Raw genomic sequence first — 22,562 nt, forward strand, 5'->3', positions numbered from 1 at the left:
TGTGACGAGCATGGGTGAGGTTCCAATGGCGCAGCAGGCGGCGGATCAGGACAAGATCATCGGCTACCTGAAGCGGGTGACGGCCGATCTGCACCAGACGCGGCAGCGCCTGCGCGAGGTCGAGGACCGGGAGCCGGAGCCGATCGCGATCGTCGGCATGGCCTGTAGGTTCCCCGGCGGCATCCAGTCGCCGGAGGACCTGTGGGACCTGGTCGCGGGCGGTCGGGACGCCGTCACCGACTTCCCGACCGACCGCGGCTGGGACATCGAATCCCTGTACGACGCGGACCCCGACCGGCGGGGCACCTCGTACACCCGCGAGGGCGGATTCCTCGACGGGGTCGGCGAGTTCGACGCCGGCTTCTTCGGGATCAGCCCGCGCGAGACCCTCGGCATGGACCCACAGCAGCGCCTGCTGCTCGAAACGTCCTGGGAGACCTTCGAACGCGCGGGCATCGACCCGGTGACCCTGCGCGGCTGCAAGGCCGGCGTGTTCATCGGCACCAACGGCCAGGACTATCCCGACCTGCTGCGCGACGGGGTCCCCCAGGGCGTCGAGCAGTACCTCCTGACCGGGAACGCGGCGAGCGTCGTCTCCGGCCGCCTCTCCTACACGTTCGGTCTCGAAGGCCCCGCCGTCACCGTCGACACCGCCTGCTCGGCGTCGCTCGTGGCCCTGCACCTCGCGGTGCAGGCGCTGCGCGGCGGCGAGTGCGACCTCGCCCTGGCGGGCGGTGTCACGGTCATGTCCAGCCCGCGCGCCTTCGTGCAGTTCAGCCGGCAGCGCGGCCTGGCCCCCGACGGCCGGTGCAAGCCGTTCGCCGACGGCGCCGACGGCACCGGCTGGGGCGAGGGCGTCGGCATGCTCCTCGTGGAGAAGCTCTCCGACGCCCGCCGCAACGGTCACCCGGTCCTCGCCGTGGTCCGGGGCTCCGCGATCAACCAGGACGGCGCCTCCAACGGCCTGACCGCGCCCAACGGCCCGGCGCAGCAGCGCGTCATCCGCCAGGCGCTGACCAACGCCGGGCTCACCCCGGCGCAGGTCGACGCCGTCGAGGCGCACGGCACCGGCACCACCCTCGGCGACCCCATCGAGGCCCAGGCCATCCTGGCCACCTACGGCCAGAACCGGCCCGAGGGCCGGCCGCTGTGGCTGGGCTCCGTCAAGTCCAACATCGGGCACACCCAGGCCGCCGCCGGCGTCGCGGGCATCATCAAGATGGTCGAGGCGATACGGCACGGCGTCCTGCCCGAGTCCCTGCACATCGACCAGCCGTCCACCGCCGTCGACTGGACCACCGGCGCCGTCGAACTGCTCGACCGGGCCGTGCCGTGGCCGGAGACGGGCCAGCCGCGCCGCGCCGGCATCTCCTCCTTCGGCGTCAGCGGCACCAACGCCCACACGGTCATCGAGCAGGCCCCGCCGGTCGAAGAACCGGCTGTCACGGAGGCCGCCGGCGCCGGCGACGCCGACACCGTCGCGCAAGCCGCCGGCGGACCCGTCCCGCTGCTCGTCTCGGGCCACGGCGACGAGGGCCTGCGCGCCCAGGCGGCCCGCCTCGCCGCCCACCTGCGCGCCCACCCCGAACTCGCCGCCGACTCCGCGTCGGTCACCGACCTCGGCCTCTCCCTCGCCACCAGCCGCTCCGCGCTGGACCGCAGGGCCGTCCTCTTCGCCGCCGACCGCGAGCGGCTCCTCGCCGACCTCGACGCGCTCGCCGCCGGCGAGCAGCCCGCGACCGCCGTCGTCGGCGCCGTCGGCGAGGGCAACACCGCCTTCCTCTTCACCGGCCAGGGCAGCCAGCGCCCCGGCATGGCCCGGGAGCTGTACGCCACCCACCCGGCGTTCGCCCGCGCCCTCGACGCGGTCCGCGACGCACTCGACCCCCACCTCGAACGGCCCCTCTACGACGTCCTGTTCGCCGCCGAGGGCACCGCCGAGGCCGCCCTCCTGGACGCGACCGCCCACACCCAGGCCGCCCTGTTCGCCGTCGAGGTCGCCCTCTACCGGCAGCTCGAACAGTGGGGTGTTACCGCCGACTTCCTCATCGGGCACTCCATCGGCGAACTCGCCGCCGCCCACGTCTCCGGCGTCCTCACCCTCCCCGACGCGGCCGCCCTCGTGGCCGCCCGCGGCCGCCTGATGCAGGCCCTGCCGACCGGCGGCGCGATGATCGCCGTCGAGGCCACGCAGGACGAGGTCACCCCGCTCCTCACCGACCGGATCTCGATCGCCGCCGTCAACGGCCCCCGCTCCGTGGTCGTCTCCGGCGACGAGGACGCCGCCACGGCCCTCGCCGAGACCCTGCGCGCCCGCGGCCGCCGCACCAAGCGGCTCACCGTCAGCCACGCCTTCCACTCGCCGCTCATGGACGACATGCTCGACGCGTTCCGCGAGGCCGCCGAAGCCGTCTCCTACGCGCCGCCCGTCATCCCGATCGTCTCCAACCTCACCGGCGCCTCCGTCACCGCCGAGGAGATCTGCACCGCCGACTACTGGGTCCGCCACGTCCGCGAGGCCGTCCGCTTCCTCGACGGCGTACGCGGCCTCGCCGCGCTCGGCGTCACCACCTTCATCGAGGTCGGCCCCGGCGGGGTCCTCACCGCCCTCGCGCAGGACTGCCTCACCGACCAGGACGGCGACGACGCCCCCCAGGGCCTCGTCTTCGTACCCACCCTGCGCGCCGACCGCCCCGAACCGGCCGCGTTCGCCGCCGCCGTCTCCCGAGCCCACGTCCACGGCGTCGCGGTGGACTGGTCCGCCGTCTTCGCGGGCCGCGGCGGCCGTCGCGTCGAACTGCCCACGTACGCCTTCCAGCGCCGCCTGTACTGGCCCGAGCCGCCCACCGCGTGGGCCGGCGACGTCACCGCCGCCGGCATCGGCTCCGCCGACCACCCGCTGCTCGGCGCGGCCATCGCCCTGGCCGACGGCGACGGCTACCTCTTCACCGGCCGGCTCTCCCTGGCCACCCACCCCTGGCTCGCCGACCACACCGTCATGGACACCGTGCTGCTGCCCGGCACGGCCTTCGTGGAACTCGCCCTCCAGGCCGGCGAGCACACCGGCTGCGAACTCCTCGACGAACTCACCCTCCAGGCGCCCCTGGCGCTGCCCCCGCACGGCGGCGTCCAGATCCAGCTCGCCGTCGGCGCGCCCGACGCCGACGGACGGCGCGCCCTGACCCTGCACTCCCGGTCCGAGGACGCCGCCGACGACACCTGGGGCGAAGGCGCCTGGACCCGGCACGCCACCGGCTTCCTCGCCCCGGCCGCGCGGGACACCGTACGCCCCGGCGCGGACCTCGCGGTCTGGCCCCCGCAGGGCGCCACCGCCGTCCCCGTCGAGGGCCTCTACGACTACCTCACCGCCTCCGGCTTCGCCTACGGCCCCGTCTTCCAGGGCCTGACCGGCGCCTGGCAGCGCGCCGACGAGATCTTCGCCGAGGTCCGCCTGCCCGAGCAGGCGCACGCCGAAGCCGCCCTGTTCGGCCTGCACCCGGCCCTGCTCGACGCCGCCCTGCACGCCGTGGGCATGGGCTCCCTGCTGGAGGACACCGAGCACGGCCGCCTGCCGTTCTCCTGGAGCGGCGTCACCCTGCACGCCGTCGGCGCCCGCGCCCTGCGGGTGCGCCTCGCCCCCGCCGGCCGGGACACCGTCTCCGTCGACCTCGCCGACGAGACCGGCGCGCCCGTCGCGGGCGTCGACGCCCTGCTGCTGCGTCCCGTCACCCCCGACCAGGTACGGGCGGCCCGTACGGCCTTCCACGACGCGCTGTTCCGCGTCGAGTGGAGCCCGCTGACCCTGCCCTCCGCCACGACCGTCGCCCCCGGCCAGTGGGCCCTGCTCGGCGAGGCCGCAGGCGTGGGCGAGGGCGCGGGCGTGGGCCTCGCCTCCCGGTTCGGTGCCGTCCTGCCGACCGCCGCGGCCCACCCCGACCTCGCCGCCCTCGCCGCGGCCGTCGACGCGGGCGCCCCCGTCCCGCAGGCCGTCCTCGTGCCCGTACCCGGTGAGCCGTCCGCGGGGCCGACCCCGATCGACGCCGTCCTGCCCGCCGCCGTCGCGGACGCCCTGCACCACGCCCTCGACCTGGCGCAGGCCTGGCTCGCCGACGACCGGTTCGCCTTCTCCCGGCTCGTGTTCGTCACCCGCGGCGCCGTCGCCACCACCGCCGCGGCCGACGTGGCCGACCTCGCGCACGCCCCGCTGTGGGGCCTGCTGCGCTCCGCCCAGTCCGAGCACCCCGACCGGTTCGTCCTCGTCGACCTGGACGAGCGCGAGGAGTCCCTGCGCGCCCTGCCCGCCGCGCTGGCCACCGGCGAGCCGCAACTCGCCCTGCGCGAGGGCCGCGCCGTCGTCCCCCGCCTCGGCCGCGTCCCCGCCGTGCCCGCCGCCGACGGCCAGGAGGCCCGCCCGCTCGACGTCGACGGCACCGCCCTGGTCACCGGCGCCACCGGCACCCTCGGCGGGCTCGTCGCCCGCCACCTCGTCACCGAGCACGGCGTACGCCGCCTGCTGCTGACCAGCCGCCGCGGCGAGGCCGCCGCCGGCGCCCCCGAACTCCTCGCCGAACTGCGCGCCCTCGGCGCCGAGGTCACCCTGGCCGCCTGCGACGCCGCCGACCGCGACGCGCTCGCCGCGCTGCTGGCCGACGTACCGGCCGCGCACCCCCTGACCGCCGTCGTCCACACCGCCGGCGTCCTCGACGACGGCATCCTCGAAGCGCTCACCGCCGAGCGCGTCGACCACGTCCTGCCCGCCAAGGTCGACGCGGCCGTGCACCTGCACGAGCTGACGCGCGACCTCGACCTCGCCGCGTTCGTCCTGTTCTCCGCCGCCGCCGGCACCCTCGGCGCCGCCGGCCAGGCCAACTACGCCGCCGCCAACACCTTCCTCGACGCCCTCGCCCACCGCCGCCGCGCCGAGGGCCTGCCCGCCACCGCGCTCGCCTGGGGCCTGTGGGCCGAACGCAGCGGCATGACCGGCGACCTCGCCGACACCGACCTGGAACGCATCTCCCGCGCCGGCGTCGCCGCCCTGTCCTCCGCCGAGGGCCTCGCCCTCATGGACACCGCCCGCGCCGGCGGCGAACCCACCGCCGTCCCCATGCACCTCGACCTGGCCGCCCTGCGCCAGGCCGACGCGAGCATGGTCCCGCCGCTGCTGCGCGGCCTGGTCCGGCCCGCCGGCCGCCGCACGGCCGCCGACCGGGGCGCCGCCCCCGCCGACGGCCTCACCGAGCGGCTCCTGCCGCTGACCGCAGCCGAACGCGACCGGCTCCTGCTGGCCACCGTCCGCGTCCAGGTCGCCGCCGTCCTCGGCTTCCCCGGCCCCGACGCCGTCGACCCCGGCCGCGCCTTCAAGGAACTCGGCTTCGACTCGCTCACCGCCGTCGAACTGCGCAACCGCCTCGGCTCCGCCACCGGCGTCCGCCTGCCCGCCACCCTCGTCTTCGACTACCCCACCCCCAACAGCCTCGCCGCGTTCCTGCGCACCGAAATCCTCGGCGACCAGACCGCCCCCGCCGCCCACGGCGGCGCCGGCTCGCCGGCCGTCGCCGACGAGCCCATCGCCATCGTCGCCATGGCCTGCCGCTACCCCGGCGGGGTCACCACCCCCGAGGAGCTGTGGCAGCTCGTCGCCGGCTCCGTCGACGCGATCTCCCCGTTCCCCACCGACCGCGGCTGGAACCTCGACGGGCTCTACGACTCCGACCCCGGCCGCGCCGGCACCTCCTACACCCGCACCGGCGGCTTCCTGCACGACGCCGCCGACTTCGACCCGGACCTCTTCGGCATCAACCCGCGCGAGGCCCTCGCCATGGACCCGCACCAGCGGCTCCTGCTGGAGACCTCCTGGGAGGCGTTCGAACGGGCCGGACTCGACCCCTCGTCCCTGCGCGGCAGCCGCACCGGCGTCTTCGCCGGCGTCATGTACCACGACTACCTGACGCGCCTGCCGGCCGTCCCCGAGGGCCTGGAGGGCTACCTCGGCACCGGCACCGCCGGCAGCGTCGCCTCCGGCCGCATCTCCTACACCTTCGGTCTGGAGGGCCCCGCCGTCACCATCGACACGGCCTGCTCCTCCTCGCTGGTCGCCCTGCACCTGGCCGCGCAGGCCCTGCGCAGCGGCGAGTGCGACATGGCGCTCGCCGGTGGCGTCACCGTCATGTCCACCCCGGACACCTTCATCGACTTCAGCCGCCAGCGCGGCCTGTCCACCGACGGCCGCTGCAAGTCCTTCTCCGCCGACGCCGACGGCACCGGCTGGGCCGAGGGCGCCGGCGTGATCCTCGTCGAGCGGCTCTCCGACGCCCGCCGCAACGGCCACCCGATCCTCGCCGTGGTCCGCGGCACCGCCGTCAACCAGGACGGCGCCTCCAACGGCCTCACCGCCCCCAACGGGCCCTCCCAGCAGCGCGTCATTCGCGAGGCCCTCGCCCACGCGGGCCTCACCGCCGCCGACGTCGACGCCGTCGAGGCGCACGGCACCGGCACCACCCTCGGCGACCCCATCGAGGCCCAGGCCCTCCTCGCCACCTACGGCCAGGGCCGCCCCGAGGACCGGCCGCTGCGCCTGGGCTCCATCAAGTCCAACATCGGCCACACCCAGGCCGCCGCCGGCGCCGCCGGCATCATCAAGATGGTCCAGGCCATGCGCCACGGCGTACTCCCGGCCTCCCTGCACATCGGCGAGCCCTCCCCGCACATCGACTGGACCGCCGGCGCCGTCGAGCTGCTGACCGAGGCCGCCGCCTGGCCCGAGACGGACCGCCCCCGCCGCGCCGGCATCTCCTCCTTCGGCGTCAGCGGCACCAACGCGCACGTCATCATCGAGCAGCCGCCCACCGACGAGAACGCCGAGCCCGACCCGGCCGACGACGCCCCCGAGGCGACCCTTCCCGCAGGCAGCCCGCTGCCGTTCGTCCTCTCCGGCCGCACCCCCGACGCGCTGCGCGCCCAGGCCGCCCGACTCGCCGACCAGCTGGCCGCGCACCCCGGGGCCACCCCCGCCGACGTGGCGTTCTCCCTGGCCACCACCCGCACCGCCCTGGACCGCCGGGCCGCCGTCGTCGCCGGCGACCGTGACGCGCTCCTCACCGGACTCGCCGCGCTCGCCGAAGGCCGCGACGGCGCCCGGCTCGTCCGGCACGACACCGCCGACGGCCGGCTCGCCGTCCTCTTCACCGGACAGGGCAGCCAGCGCCCCGGCATGGGCCGCGAGCTGTACGCCACCCACCCGGCCTTCGCCGCCGCCCTGGACGAGGTCTGCGCCGCGCTCGACCCGCACCTCGAACAGCCCCTCAAGGACGTCCTGTTCGCCGAGGACGGCGACCTAACCGACGGCGACCTCCTGAACCGGACCGGCTACACCCAGCCCGCCCTGTTCGCCCTGGAGACCGCGCTCTACCGCCTCGTCGAATCCTGGGGCCTGCGCCCCGACTTCGTCGCCGGCCACTCCATCGGCGAGATCACCGCCGCGCACGTCGCGGGCGTCCTCACCCTGCCCGACGCGGCCACCCTGGTCGCCGCCCGCGGCCGGCTCATGGAGGAACTGCCCGAAGGCGGCGCGATGATCGCGCTGACCGCCACGGAGGACGAGGTCCTGCCGCTGCTCGCCGGCCACGAGGACCGGATCGGCATCGCCGCCGTCAACTCCGCCTCCGCCGTCGTCATCTCCGGCGAGGAGACCCTCGCGCTGGAGATCGCCGCCGAGTTCGAACGCCGCGGCCGGCAGACCAAGCGGCTCACCGTCAGCCACGCCTTCCACTCCCCGCTGATGGACGGCATGCTCGACGCCTTCCGCGACATCGCCGCCTCCCTCACCTATCACGCGCCGACCCTCCCCGTCGTGACGCACCTGACCGGCGCCCTCGCGGGCGACGAACTGCGCACCCCCGAGCACTGGGTCTCCCACGTCCGGGATGCCGTCCGCTTCCTCGACGGCATCCGCACCCTGGACGCCGAACGCGTCACCACCTACCTCGAACTGGGCCCGCAGGGCGTGCTGTCCGGCCTCGGCCGCGACTGCCTCACGGAGCCCGCCGACGGCGCCGACGCCGCCGACGCCGTGTTCGTTCCGGCCCTGCGCCGCGACCGCGGCGAGGCCGAGGCGCTCGCCGCCGCCCTCGCCGCCCTCCACACCCGGGCCGTCCCGCTCGACTGGTCCGCGTACTTCGCCCCGACCGGCGCGCGCCGCGTCGACCTGCCCACGTACGCCTTCCAGCGGCGCCGGTTCTGGCTCGAAGCGCCCGCCGGGTTCATCGGCGACGTCGAATCGGCGGGTCTGGGCGCCGCCCACCACCCGCTGCTCGGCGCCGCCGTCCCGCTCGCCGACGGCGAGGGCTTCCTCTTCACCGGCCGGCTCTCCCTCGACACCCACCCGTGGCTGGCCGACCACGCCGTCATGGGCACCGTCCTGCTGCCCGGCACCGCCTTCGTCGAGCTGGCCATCCGCGCCGGCGACCAGGCCGGCTGCGACGTCCTGGAGGAACTCACCCTCGAATCCCCGCTGGTCCTGGCCCCGCACACCGCAGTACGCCTCCAGATCGTGGTCGGCGCCCCCGACGCGGACGGCCGCCGCACGCTCGACGTGTACTCCGGCGACCCGGACGCCGCCGACGACGAGCCGTGGACCCGGCACGCCGCGGGCGTCCTCGCCACCGGCGCCCCGCGCCCCGCCTTCGACCTCACCGCCTGGCCCCCGCCGGGCGCCGAGGCCGTCACTGTGGAGGGCCTCTACGAGCACCTCGGCCGGGGCGGCTTCGCCTACGGGCCCGTCTTCCAGGGCCTGCGCGCCGCCTGGACCCTCGGCGAGGACGTCTACGCCGAGGTGGCCCTGCCCGACGGCCTCCAGACGGACGCCACCCGGTTCGGCCTCCACCCCGCCCTCCTCGACGCCGCCCTCCACGCCACCTTCGTCCAGCCGTCCCCCGACGGCGGCCGCCAGGCCGGACTGCCGTTCTCCTGGCGCGGAGTCGCCCTGCACGCCGTCGGCGCCGCCGCCCTGCGCGTCCGCCTCACCGCCGACGGCGAGGACGCCCTCTCCCTCCAGCTGGCCGACACCACCGGCGCCCCCGTCGCCGCCGTCGAGCGGCTGATCGTCCGGCCCGTCTCCGCCGACCGCCTCACCGGCGCCTCGCGCACCGCCCACCACGAGTCCCTGTTCCGCCTCGACTGGCCCACCGTCCCCCTCCCCACCACCCCCACCACCGACCCGGCCACGTGGGCCGTCATCACCCCTACCCCGGCTTCGGCCTCCGGCCACGACACCGGCACCGGCGCCGGCGGTTTCGCGCTGCCCGGCACGGTTCACGCCGACCTCGCGGCCCTCGCCGCCGCCCTCGACGCGGGCGCCCCGGCCCCGGCGTACGTCCTGGCCCCCTGCCCGGCCGCCCTCGCAGAGGACGGGCTCACCCCGGACGCCGTGCGTGCCGCCACGCACCGGGCCCTCGCCCTGGTGCAGGGCTGGTCGGCCGACGACCGCCTCGCCGCCTCCCGCCTGGTGTTCGTCACCCGGGGCGCCGTCGCCACCCAGGGCGACTGGGACCTCGCCGACCCGGTCCACGCCCCCGTCTGGGGCCTGGTCCGCTCCGCGCAGTCGGAGAGCCCCGACCGCTTCGTCCTGGCCGACCTCGACGGCGACGCCACCGCCGAAACGCTGGCCGCCGCCCTCGCCACCGGCGAGCCGCAGTTCGCGATCCGCCGCGGCACCGTCCACGCCCCCCGCCTCGCCCAGGTCCCCGCCACCACCCCCCTGACCCCGCCCGCCGACGGCTCCGCCTGGCGCATGGACATCGAGGACAAGGGCACCCTCGACCACCTCACCCTCCTCCCGAGCCCCGCATCCGAAGCACCTCTGGAGCCCGGCCAGGTCCGCGTCGCCGTACGCGCCGCCGGCCTCAACTTCCGCGACGTGCTCAACGCCCTCGGCATGTACCCCGGCGACCCCGGCCTGATGGGCAGCGAAGGCGCCGGCCTCGTCCTGGAGACCGGGCCCGGCGTCACCGACCTCGCCCCCGGCGACCGCGTCATGGGCATGCTGCCCGGCGCGTTCGGCCCGCTGGCCGTCGTCGACCGCCGCATGATCGCCCCGATGCCCGAGGGCTGGACCTTCGCCGAGGCCGCGGCGGTACCGATCGTCTTCATGACGGCCTACTACGCCCTGCACGACCTCGCCGGCCTGCGCGACGGCGAGAGCCTCCTCGTGCACGCCGCCGCCGGTGGCGTCGGCATGGCCGCCGTCCAACTCGCCCGCCACTGGGGCGCCGACGTCTACGCCACCGCCAGTCCCGCCAAGTGGGACACCCTGCGCGGACTCGGCCTGAGCGACGACCGGATCGCCTCCTCCCGCACCCTCGACTTCGAGGACACCTTCCGCACGGCCACCGACGGCCGCGGCGTCGACGTCGTCCTGGACTCCCTGGCCCGCGAGTTCGTCGACGCCTCGCTGCGGCTCCTGCCGCGCGGCGGCCGCTTCGTGGAGATGGGCAAGACCGACGTCCGCGATCCGCGGGACGTCGCCGCCGCCCACCCCGACGTCACCTACCAGGCGTTCGACCTCACCGAAGCCGGCCTCGACCGCATCCAGGAGATGCTGACCGAGCTGCTCGGCCTCTTCGAGGCCGGCGCCCTGCGCCCGATCCCGGTCTCCGCCTGGGACCTGCGCCAGGCCCCCGAGGCGTTCCGCTACCTCAGCCAGGCCCGCCACACCGGCAAGATCGTGCTGACCGTGCCCGCCGAGTGGAACCCCGACGGCACCGTCCTGATCACCGGCGGCACCGGCACCCTCGGCGCGCTCGTCGCCCGCCACGCCGTCACCGTCCGCGGCGCCCGCCGCATCGTCCTCACCAGCCGCCGCGGCGAGAAGGCCGCCGGCGCCGCCGAACTCGCCGCCGAACTGCGCGCCCTGGGCGCCGAGGTCACCGTCGCCGCCTGCGACGCCGCCGACCGCGACGCGCTCGCGGCGCTACTGGCCGACGTACCGGCCGCGCACCCGCTGACCGCCGTCGTCCACACCGCCGGCGTCCTCGACGACGGCATCGCCGAGGCCCTCACCCCCGAGCGCATCGACCGCGTCCTGCGGCCCAAGGCCGACGCCGCGCTCCACCTGCACGAACTGACCCGCCGGCTCGACCTGGCCGACTTCGTCCTCTTCTCCTCCGCCGCCGGCACTTTCGGCGGCGCCGGCCAAGCCAATTACGCCGCCGCGAACGTCTTCCTCGACGCCCTCGCCCGCCACCGCCAGGCCCACGGCCTGCCCGCCACCTCCCTCGGCTGGGGCCTGTGGGCCGAGGCCAGCGGCATGACCGGCGAGCTGGACACCGCCGACAAGGACCGCATGACGCGCTCCGGCGTCCTCGGCCTCTCCTCCGAAGAGGGCCTCGCCCTCCTCGACACCGCCCACCGCACCGGCGACGCCCACCTCGTCCCCATGCGGCTCGACCTCGCGCCGCTGCGTCAGGCCGACGCGAGCATGGTCCCCGCGCTGCTGCGCGGCCTCGTCCGGGCCCCCGCCCGCCGGGCCGTCGAGGCGGGCGCCGCCCGTACCGGAACGCCGCTGGTGGAGCAGCTCGTACGACTCCCCGAGAACGAGCGCGACACGCTCCTCCTCGACCTCGTACGCGACCAGGTGGCGGCCGTCCTCGGCCACGCCACCCCCGACGCCGTCGAGCCCGGCCGCGCCTTCAAGGACCTCGGCTTCGACTCGCTGACCGCCGTCGAGTTCCGCAACCGCCTCGGCGCCACCGCCGGCGTCCGGCTGCCCGCCACGCTCGTCTTCGACTACCCGACCCCGACCGTCCTCGCCGGTTACCTCAAGGACGAACTCCTCGGCTCCGAGGCCGCGGCCGCCGCCGCGGCCCTCACGGTCCGGTCGGCCGTCGCCGAGGCCGACGACCCCATCGCCATCGTCGCCATGAGCTGTCGCTTCCCCGGCGGCGTGCGCAGTCCCGAGGACCTGTGGGAGCTGCTCGCCGAAGGCCGCGACGGCATCGCGGACCTCCCCGCCGACCGGGGCTGGGACACCGACGCCCTCTACGACCCCGACCCCGACAACCCCGGCACCTCGTACGCCCGCGAGGGCGGCTTCGTCTACGACGCCCACCACTTCGACCCCTCCTTCTTCGGGATCAACCCCCGCGAGGCCCTCGCCATGGACCCGCAGCAGCGCCTGCTGCTGGAAACCTCCTGGGAGGCGTTCGAGCGGGCCGGGATCGACCCGACGGGCCTGCGCGGACAGCAGGTCGGCGTTTTCGTCGGCCAGATGCACAACGACTACGTGTCCCGCCTGAACACCGTCCCCGAAGGCGTCGAGGGCTACCTCGGCACCGGCGGCTCCAGCAGCATCGCCTCCGGCCGGGTCTCCTACACGTTCGGCTTCGAGGGCCCCGCCGTCACCGTCGACACCGCCTGCTCGTCCTCGCTGGTCGCCCTGCACCTCGCGGCGCAGGCCCTGCGCGCCGGCGAATGCTCCATCGCCCTCGCGGGCGGCGTCACGATCATCACCACCCCCGACGTGTTCACCGAGTTCAGCCGCCAGCGCGGGCTGGCCGCCGACGGCCGCTGCAAGCCCTTCGCCGCCGCCGCCGACGGCACCGCCTGGGGCGAGGGCGTCGGCATGCTGCTGGTCGAGCGGCTGTCCGACGCCCGCCGCAACGGCCACCAGGTCCTCGCCGTCGTCCGCGGCACCGCCGTCAACCAGGACGGCGCCTCCAACGGCCTGACCGCCCCCAACGGCCCGTCCCAGCAGCGCGTCATCCGCCAGGCCCTCGCCAACTCCGGCCTGAGCGCCGCCGAGGTGGACGCCGTCGAGGCGCACGGTACGGGAACCCGACTCGGCGACCCGATCGAGGCACAGGCCCTGCTCGCCACGTACGGCCAGGACCGCCCCGAGGACAACCCGCTGTGGCTGGGCTCCATCAAGTCCAACTTCGGCCACACGCAGGCCGCCGCCGGCGTCGCGGGCATCATCAAGATGGTCCAGGCCATGCGCCACGGCATCCTGCCCCAGACCCTCCACGTGGACGAGCCGTCCCCGCACGTGGACTGGTCGGCGGGCGCCGTCGCGCTCCTCACCGAGCAGCGCCCCTGGCCCGAGACCGGTCGCCCGCGCCGCGCCGGCATCTCCTCCTTCGGCATGAGCGGCACCAACGCGCACGCCATCGTCGAACTCCCCGAGACCCCGGCCGACACCCCGGTCGTCGCTCCGGTCGCCGCTCCGGCCGCGCCTGCCACCGCCCTGCCGTGGCACCTGACCGCCCGCACCCCCGAGGCCCTGCGCGCCCAGGGCGAGCGGCTCCTGTCCCACCTCGACGCCCACCCGGACGCCGAACTCACCGCCGTCGGCGCCGCGTTGGCGACCACCCGCGCTGTCTTCGAGCACCGCGCCGGCATCGTCGCGTCGGACCGGGACGGCTTCCGCGCCGGCCTGACGGCCCTCGCCGAGGGTCGCGGGGCTGCCGGCCTCGCCCAGGGCTCGTCGGCGGCGGGCGAGAAGCTCGCCCTCCTGTTCACGGGCCAGGGCAGTCAGCGCCTCGGGATGGGGCGTGAGCTGTACGAGGCCTTCCCGGTGTTCGCGGAGGCGCTGGACGCGGTGTGCGGGCGGCTGGAATTGCCGCTGAAGGACGTGCTGTTCGGTGCGGACGCGGAGTTGCTGGATCGGACGGAGTTCGCCCAGCCGGCGCTGTTCGCCCTGGAAGTGGCCTTGTTCCGGCTGGTCGAGTCGTGGGGTGTGAAGCCGGACTTCCTGTCCGGGCACTCGATCGGTGAGATCGCGGCCGCGCATGTGGCGGGTGTGTTCTCCCTGGAGGACGCGTGCACGCTGGTGGCCGCCCGTGGCCGGCTGATGCAGGCGCTGCCGTCCGGCGGGGTGATGATCGCCGTTCAGGCGTCGGAGGAGGAGGTCCTGCCGCTGCTGACGGACCGGGTGAGCATCGCCGCGATCAACGGTCCGACGTCGGTGGTCGTCGCCGGTGACGAGGACGCGGCCGTCGCGATCGTGGAGGCCTTCCCGGACCGGAAGTCCAAGCGCCTCACGGTCAGCCACGCGTTCCACTCGCCGCACATGGACGGCATGCTGGACGAGTTCCGCCGGGTGGTGGAGGGGTTGTCCTTCGCGGCCCCGCGGATCCCGATCGTCTCCAACCTGACGGGCGCTCTGGTCTCCGACGAGATGGGCTCGGCGGACTTCTGGGTCCGCCACGTCCGCGAGGCGGTCCGCTTCCTGGACGGCGTCCGCGCCCTGGAGGCGGCGGGCGTGACCACGTACGTCGAGCTCGGTCCCGACGGCGTCCTCTCCGCGATGGCGCAGGCCTGCCTGGCCGACGACACCGGCTCCGCCGCCTTCGCTCCCGCCCTGCGCGCCGGTCGCGCCGAGACCGAGACGCTGCTCTCGGCGCTCTCCACCGCCTACGTGCGCGGCACCGCCGTGGACTGGCCGACGTTCTACGGCCCGTACGGCGCCCAGCCCGTCGACCTGCCCACGTACGCCTTCCAGCGCGGCGTCTACTGGCTCGACGCCGGCCGCGCGGACGGCGACGTCACCGCGGCCGGAATCGGCGCCGCCGACCACCCGTTGCTCGGCGCCGAGGTCCAACTGCCCGACTCCGACGGCCAACTCTTCACCGGCCGCCTGTCGCTGACCACCCACCCCTGGCTCGGGGACCACCGGGTCATGGGCGCGGCCCTCCTGCCCGGCACGGCCTTCGTCGAGCTGGCGCTCCGGGCCGGCGAGCACGTCGGCTGTGACCTGGTCGACGAACTCACCCTGGAAGCCCCCCTGGTGCTGCCCGAGCAGGGCGGTGTACAGCTGCGGCTCGCCGTCGGAGCCGCCGATCCGTCGGGCCGGCGCCGTAGCCTCGCCCTCCACTCGCGCCCCGAGGGCGTCGACACGGACGCGCCGTGGACGCGGCACGCCGTCGGTGTGCTCGCGGTCGGGGCCGAGTCCGCCCCGCAGGACCTCACCGAGTGGCCGCCCGCCGGCGCGGAGCCCGTCCCCGTGGCGGGCCTGTACGAGGGCCTCGCGGACTCCGGCTTCGGCTACGGGCCGGTGTTCCAGGGCCTGCGGGCCGCCTGGCGGCACGACGGCGCGTACTACGCCGAGGTCGCGCTCCCCGAGGGGGCGGCCGAGGAGGCCGCCCGGTTCGGCCTGCACCCGGCCCTGCTCGACGCGGCCCTGCACGCGCTCGGACTGCGCGGCACGGAGAGCGCCGGCAGCGGCGAAGGACGGCTCCCGTTCTCCTGGTCCGGTGTCCGCCTGCACGCGGTCGGCGCCGCCGAGCTGCGGGTACGCCTGACCACGGCTCGGAACGGCGAGGTGGCCCTCGTCATCGCCGACGCGACCGGAGCCCCGGTGGCCTCGGTCGCCGGCCTGGCCCTGCGGGCCGTGAGCCGCGACCAGCTGAACACTGCCCCGGACCTGACCCGCGACGCCCTGTTCCGGGTCGAGTGGGCGGAGTCGGCCGCGCCGGCAGGTTCCTTCGCGGACTGGTCGATGTGGGGCGAGGGCGACGGGACCGCCGCCGCGACGGTGGTGTCCTGCCTGGAGCCGACCGGTGCGGACGTGGCCGCCGCCGTGCACGCCGGGACCACCCGGGTGCTCGGGCTGCTCCAGGAGTGGCAGGCGGCCGAGCAGTCCGCCGGGTCGCGCCTGGTGTTCCTGACGCGGGGTGCGGTGGAGGCCGTACCGGGCGAGGGCGTGTCGGACCTGGTGCACGCTCCGGTGTGGGGTCTGGTGCGCTCGGCGCAGTCGGAGAACCCGGGCCGCATCGTCCTGGTCGACCTCGACGCCGGGACCGACCCCGCCGACGGGCTGTCGGCCGCCCTGGCCACCGGCGAGTCCGAGGTGGCGGTGCGCGGAGGCTCGGTATTGGTGCCGAGGCTGGCGCGTACGGCGGTCTCCGAGGAGGCTGCCGCATGGGACGTCGAGGGCACGGTGCTGGTGACCGGTGCGAGTGGTTCGCTGGGTGGGCTGTTCGCCCGGCACTTGGTCGCCGAGCACGGCGTACGGCACCTGCTGCTGGTCAGCCGTCGCGGTGAGGCCGCCGAGGGTGCCTCCGACCTGTCCGTCGAACTCGCCGAGCTGGGGGCTGACGTGTCGTGGGCGGCCTGCGATGTGGCCGACCGGGACGCGCTGGCCGCCGTACTGGCCGCCCTCCCCGCCGAGCACCCGCTCAAGGCCGTCGTGCACACGGCCGGTGTCCTGGACGACGGCATCATCGGGTCCCTCACGAGCGAGCGGCTGTCGGCCGTACTGCGTCCGAAGGTGGACGCGGCGTGGAACCTCCACGAGCTGACCGCCGACCTCGACCTGTCCGCGTTCGTCCTGTTCTCCTCCGCCGCCGGTGTCTTCGGTGGCGCCGGTCAGGCCAACTACGCGGCGGCCAACACCTTCCTCGACGCCCTCGCCACCCACCGCCGAGCCCAGGGCCTCGCCGCCACCTCCCTCGCCTGGGGCCTGTGGACCGGCGTCGGCGGCATGGGCGGCGACCTCGCCGACGGTGACCGCGAACGCATCAACCGCGGCGGCATCGGCGTCCTCTCCCCGGAGACGGGCCTCGCCCTCTTCGACGCGGCCCGCCGCACCGCCGAGCCGCTGCTCGTGCCCCTCCCGCTCGACCTCGCCGCCCTGCGCGCCCAGGCCCGTAGCGGCATGGTTCCCGACTTGCTGCGCGGACTGGTCCGCGTACCGGCCCGCCGGGCGGCGGGGCAGGGCGCCACGGTCGACGGGTCCGCGCTGCGCACCCGACTGGCGGCGCTGCCGGCGGCCGAGCGGGAGCAGGCGCTGCTGGACATGGTGCGGGCCGAGGTGGCCGCCGTACTCGGGCACGCCTCGACCGCCGAGGTGTCGGCCGACCGGGCCTTCAAGGAGCTCGGCTTCGACTCCCTGACCTCCGTCGAACTTCGCAACCGCCTCGGCGCCGCGACGGGCGAACGGCTGCCCGCCACGCTCGTCTTCGACTACCCGACGCCGAACGCCCTCGCCGCCTACCTGCGGACCGAGGTGCTGGGCCTGACCGGGGACGGGGAGGCGGCCGAGGCGGCCGCGTTCCCGCCGGTCGCCGCCCTGGGCACCTCGTTCCAGGACGACCCGATCGCGATCGTCGGCATGAGCTGCCGCTACCCCGGCGGGGTCGAGACCCCCGAGGACCTGTGGCGCCTGGTGGTGGGCGGCGTCGACGCCATCTCGGAGTTCCCGCGGGGCCGCGGCTGGGACCTGGAGTCGCTGTACGACCCGGACCCGGACGGCAAGGGCACCAGCTACACCCGCTCCGGCGGCTTCCTGCACGACGCGGGCCGTTTCGACCCTGCGTTCTTCGGGATCTCGCCGCGCGAGGCCGTGGCGATGGACCCGCAGCAGCGCCTGCTGCTGGAGACCTCGTGGGAGGCCTTCGAGCGGGCCGGCATCGACCCGGCCACCCTGCGCGGCAGCCGGACCGGCGTGTTCGCGGGCATCATGTACCACGACTACGCGACCCGCATCACGTCCGTGCCCGACGGCGTCGAGGGCTACCTCGGCACCGGCAACTCCGGCAGCATCGCCTCGGGCCGCGTGTCCTACGCGTTCGGCCTGGAGGGGCCGGCGGTCACCGTCGACACCGCGTGCTCGTCGTCCCTGGTCGCCCTGCACTGGGCGATCCAGGCCCTGCGCAACGGCGAGTGCACGATGGCGCTGGCCGGTGGTGTCACGGTCATGTCGACGCCGGGCACCTTCACCGAATTCAGCCGCCAGCGCGGCCTGGCCGCCGACGGCCGCATCAAGTCCTTCGCCGCCGCCGCCGACGGCACCAGCTGGGCCGAGGGCGCGGGCATGCTGCTCGTCGAGCGGCTCTCGGACGCCCGCCGCAACGGCCACCCGATCCTCGCGGTGGTCCGCGGCTCGGCGATCAACCAGGACGGCGCCTCCAACGGCCTGACCGCCCCGAACGGGCCTTCGCAGCAGCGCGTCATCCGGCAGGCCCTCGCCTCCGGCGGACTGAGCAGCGACCAGATCGACGTGGTCGAGGCGCACGGGACGGGCACGACGCTCGGCGACCCGATCGAGGCGCAGGCGCTGCTGGCGACCTACGGTCGGGAGCGCGGGGCGGACGAGCCGCTGTGGCTGGGCTCGATCAAGTCGAACATGGGCCACACGCAGGCCGCCGCCGGTGTCGCCGGCGTGATCAAGATGATCATGGCGATGCGGCACGGCGTCCTGCCCAAGACCCTGCACGTGGACGAGCCGACCCCGCACGTGGACTGGGAGGACGGCGCCGTCACCCTCCTGACGGAGTCCGTGCCGTGGCCGGAGACGGGCCGCCCGCGCCGGGCCGGCGTGTCCTCGTTCGGCATCAGCGGCACCAACGCGCACACGATCATCGAGCAGGCCCCGGACGAGGTCGCGATGACCGCCACCGAGACCGGCACGGCGCCGGTGCTGCCGTACGTCCTGTCCGCGAAGTCGGCGGACGCTCTGCGCGCCCAGGCGGCCCGCCTGCGCGCCCACCTGGCCCAGACGCCCGAGGCCGGCACCTGCGACCTGGCCTACTCGCTGGCCACCCGTCGCGCCGCCTTCGACCACCGCGCGGTGGTCGTGGCCGACGGCCGGGAAGAACTGCTACGCGCTCTGGTGGCGTTGGAGAACGGTGACGTGTCCGCCGCCTCGGTGATCCACGGCACCGTGGGCGCCGCCGGAGCCGGGAAGCTCGCCTTCCTGTTCACCGGCCAGGGCAGCCAGCGCCTCGGCATGGGCCGCGAACTCCACGCCGCCCACCCGGTGTTCGCCGCCGCGCTGGACGCGGTCTGCGAGCGGCTGGAACTTCCGCTGAAGGACGCGCTGTTCGGCGCGGACGCTGAACTCCTGGATCGGACCGAGTACACGCAGCCGGCGCTGTTCGCCGTCGAAGTGGCCCTGTTCCGGCTGCTCGAATCGTGGGGCGTCAAGCCGGACTTCCTGTCCGGGCACTCCATCGGTGAGATCGCCGCCGCGCACGTCGCCGGGGTGCTGTCCCTGGACGACGCGTGCACGCTGGTGGCCGCGCGCGGCCGGCTGATGCAGGCGCTGCCCACCGGCGGCGTGATGATCGCCGTCCAGGCCTCGGAGGACGAGGTCCAGCCGCTGCTGACGGACCGCGTGAGCATCGCCGCGATCAACGGCCCCAACTCCGTCGTCATCGCGGGTGACGAGGACGCGGCGGTCAAGATCGCCGCGGCCTTCCCCGACCGCAAGACCAAGCGGCTCACCGTCAGCCACGCCTTCCACTCGCCCCACATGGACGGCATGCTGGCCGACTTCCGCAAGGTCGCCGAGGACCTGACCTACGCCACCCCGCGCATCCCGATCGTGTCCTGCCTCACCGGCGCGCTCGTCACCGACGAGATGGCCACGGCCGACTTCTGGGTCCGCCACGTCCGCGAGGCCGTCCGTTTCCTCGACGGCATCCGCGCCCTGGAAGCCGCCGGCGTGACCACGTACCTCGAACTCGGCCCCGACGGCGTCCTCTCCGCCCTCGCCCAGGACTGCCTGACCCGGGACGGCGCGGCCCGCTTCGCGCCCGCCCTGCGCACCGGCCGCCCCGAGCCCGAGACGCTGAACACCGCCCTCGCCCTCGCCCACACCAACGGCGCGAGCGTGGACTGGGAGGCGTACTTCGCCCCGATCGGCGCCCGCCAGGTCGAGCTGCCCACCTACGCGTTCCAGCGCGACTGGTACTGGCTCGACTCGGCCGCGGGCGGACAGCACGCCCCGGGCGACGCCGCCGGCTTCGGCCTCGGCACGACGGACCACCCGCTGCTCGGCGCGGCCGTCGAACTGCCCGACTCGGACGGGTTCCTGTTCACCGGCCGGCTGTCGACGGCCACCCACGCCTGGCTCGCGGACCACGCCGTCCTCGGTTCGGTCCTCCTGCCCGGTACGGCCTTCGTGGAACTGGCCGTCCGCGCCGGCGACCAGGTCGGCTGCGACGTCCTGGAGGAACTGACGCTGGAGGCCCCGCTCGTCCTCCCCGAGCGCGGCGGAGTCCAACTGCGGCTCTCCGTCGCCGGAGCCGACGAGACCGGCCGACGCGCCCTGTCCCTGTACTCCCGCGACGAGGACAGCCCCGCCGAGGAGCCGTGGACGAGGCACGCCACCGGCGTTCTCACCACCGGAGCCACCGGAGCCACCGGCGACGACGCCCCGGCCCCGGCGCCCGACCTCACGGTCTGGCCGCCGGCCGGAGCCGAAGCGGTGGACATCGACGGTCTCTACGCGGGCCTCGCCGCGGCCGGGTTCGACTACGGCCCGGCCTTCCAGGGCCTGCGCTCGGCCTGGCTCCACGGCGACGCCGTGTACGCCGAGGTGAGCCTCGACGAGGAGACCGCCGCCACGGCCGACTGGTTCGGCCTGCACCCGGCCCTCCTCGACGCCACCCTCCACGCGGCCGGCCTCGGCGCCCTCGTCGAGAACACCGGCCAGGGCCGCCTGCCCTTCGCCTGGAGCGGCGTACGGCTCCACGCGGCCGGCGCCTCCGCCGTACGGGTCCGCCTGGCCCCGGCCGGCCGCGACGCCGTGTCGCTGGAGCTCGCCGACCCGGCGGGCGCACCGGTCGCCTCGGTCGAGTCGCTCGCGCTGCGGGCCGTCTCGCCCGAGCAGATCGGCGCGGCACGCGGCGGACGTGTGGAGTCGCTGTTCCAGGTCGAGTGGACGTCGGTCCGGCTCACCCCGGTGCCCGCCGCCGAGCAGCGCCCCTGGGCCCTGCTCGCCGACGGCCACACCGGACTCGACGCGGTGGGCGTGCGCTACGAGGCCCACACCGGCCTCGCGGACCTCGCGGCCCCGGCTCTGGTCTGCGTACCGCTGACGGCGGTGAGCGACCCGCAGGACGTGGCGGGCGCGGTGCACGCCGAGACCCGGCGGGTGCTGGAACTGCTGAAGGAGTGGCTGGCCGACGACCGGTTCGCCGACTCGCGCCTGCTGGTCCTGACGCGGGGCGCGGTGGCCGCCGTACCGGGCGAGGACGTCCCGGACCTGGTCCACGCTCCGGTGTGGGGTCTGCTGCGCTCGGCCCAGTCGGAGAACCCGGGCCGCATCGTGCTGGCCGACACGGACGGAACGGACGCGTCCTACCGGGCCCTGCCCGCCGTCCTCGCCTCGGGCGAGTCCGAGGTGGCCGTGCGGGGCGGATCGGTGCTGGTCCCGAGGCTGGGCCGCGCCGCGACCGCCGGCTCCGCCGCGGAGTGGGATGCCGAGGGCACGGTGCTGGTGACGGGTGCGAGTGGTTCGCTGGGCGGGCTGTTCGCCCGGCACTTGGTCGCCGAGCACGGCGTACGGCACCTGCTGCTGGTCAGCCGTCGGGGCGAAGCCGCCGAAGGCGCCGCCGAGTTGTCGGCCGAGCTGGCCGGTCTGGGCGCCGAGGTCACCTGGGCGGCCTGCGACGTGGCCGACCGGGACGCGCTGTCGGCCGTACTGGCCGCGATCCCGGCCGAGCACCCGCTCAAGGCCGTCGTGCACACGGCGGGTGTCCTGGACGACGGCGTGATCGGGTCCCTGACGGCCGAGCGGCTGTCGGCCGTACTGCGTCCGAAGGTGGACGCGGCGTGGAACCTGCACGAGCTGACCGCCGATCTCGATCTGTCCGCGTTCGTCCTCTTCTCCTCCGCCGCCGGTGTCTTCGGTGGCGCGGGCCAGGCCAACTACGCGGCGGGGAACGTGTTCCTCGACGCCCTCGCCGCGCACCGCCGGGCCAAGGGCCTGGCCGCCACCTCCCTCGCCTGGGGCCTGTGGGCCGAGGTCGGCGGCATGGGCGGCGCACTGGACGCCGAGGAGGTCTCGCGCCTCGGCCGGGGCGGCGTGAACGCCCTGTCCGCGGCGGAAGGTGTGGCGTTGTTCGATGCCGCCTCGGCCGCCGGGCAGTCGCTGCTGGTGCCGGTCAAGCTGGACCTGGCCGCCCTGCGCGCCCAGGCCGGCACCGGAATGCTCCCGCCGCTGCTGTCCGGCCTCGTACGCACCCCCGCCCGCCGGGCCGCCGGCGTCGCCGGCACCCCCGGGACGGACGGCGCGGCGGAGCTGCGCAGCCGCCTCTCCGGGCTCTCCCCGGCCGCCCTGGACGAAGCGCTGCTGGAGCTGGTCTGCACGTACGTCGCGGGAGTGCTCGGCTTCGCCGGCCCCGAAGCGGTCGACCCGGCACGCTCGTTCAACGAGGTCGGCTTCGACTCGCTGACCGCCGTCGAACTCCGCAACCGCCTCGGCGCCGCGACCGGCGTACGCCTCCCCGCCACCCTCGTCTTCGACTACCCGACGCCGACGGCGCTGGTGGAGTACCTGCGTGACGAGCTCTGGCAGGACGGCGCGGCCGCCGTGCCCCCGCTGCTCGCCGAACTGGACCGGTTGGAGAAGACGCTCGTCACCTCGACGCCCGACTCCGCCGGCCGCGACCGCATCACCGAGCGCCTCCAGGCGCTGCTCACCGCGTGGAGCGAGGTCGGGGACGAGGCGAGCCCGGCCGCCGACCCCGACGGCGCCCAGGTGGCGGAGGCACTGGAGAGCGCGACCGACGACGACCTCTTCGACTTCATCGGCAAGGAGTTCGGCATCTCATGACGCGGCG

1 protein-coding gene is annotated in these 22,562 nt (G+C 75.5%); it reads left to right on the forward strand.

The genetic code is table 11. The features are described from left to right. Positions 1-25 precede the first annotated feature (25 nt). Positions 26-22,555, forward strand: a complete 22,530-nt coding sequence (locus M4D82_RS27400; RefSeq protein WP_502989092.1) for an SDR family NAD(P)-dependent oxidoreductase — start codon at positions 26-28, stop codon at positions 22,553-22,555. Positions 22,556-22,562 lie beyond the last annotated feature (7 nt).

Origin of the sequence: Streptomyces sp. RerS4 (assembly GCF_023515955.1) — a bacterium.
Taxonomy (GTDB): Bacteria; Actinomycetota; Actinomycetes; order Streptomycetales; family Streptomycetaceae; genus Streptomyces.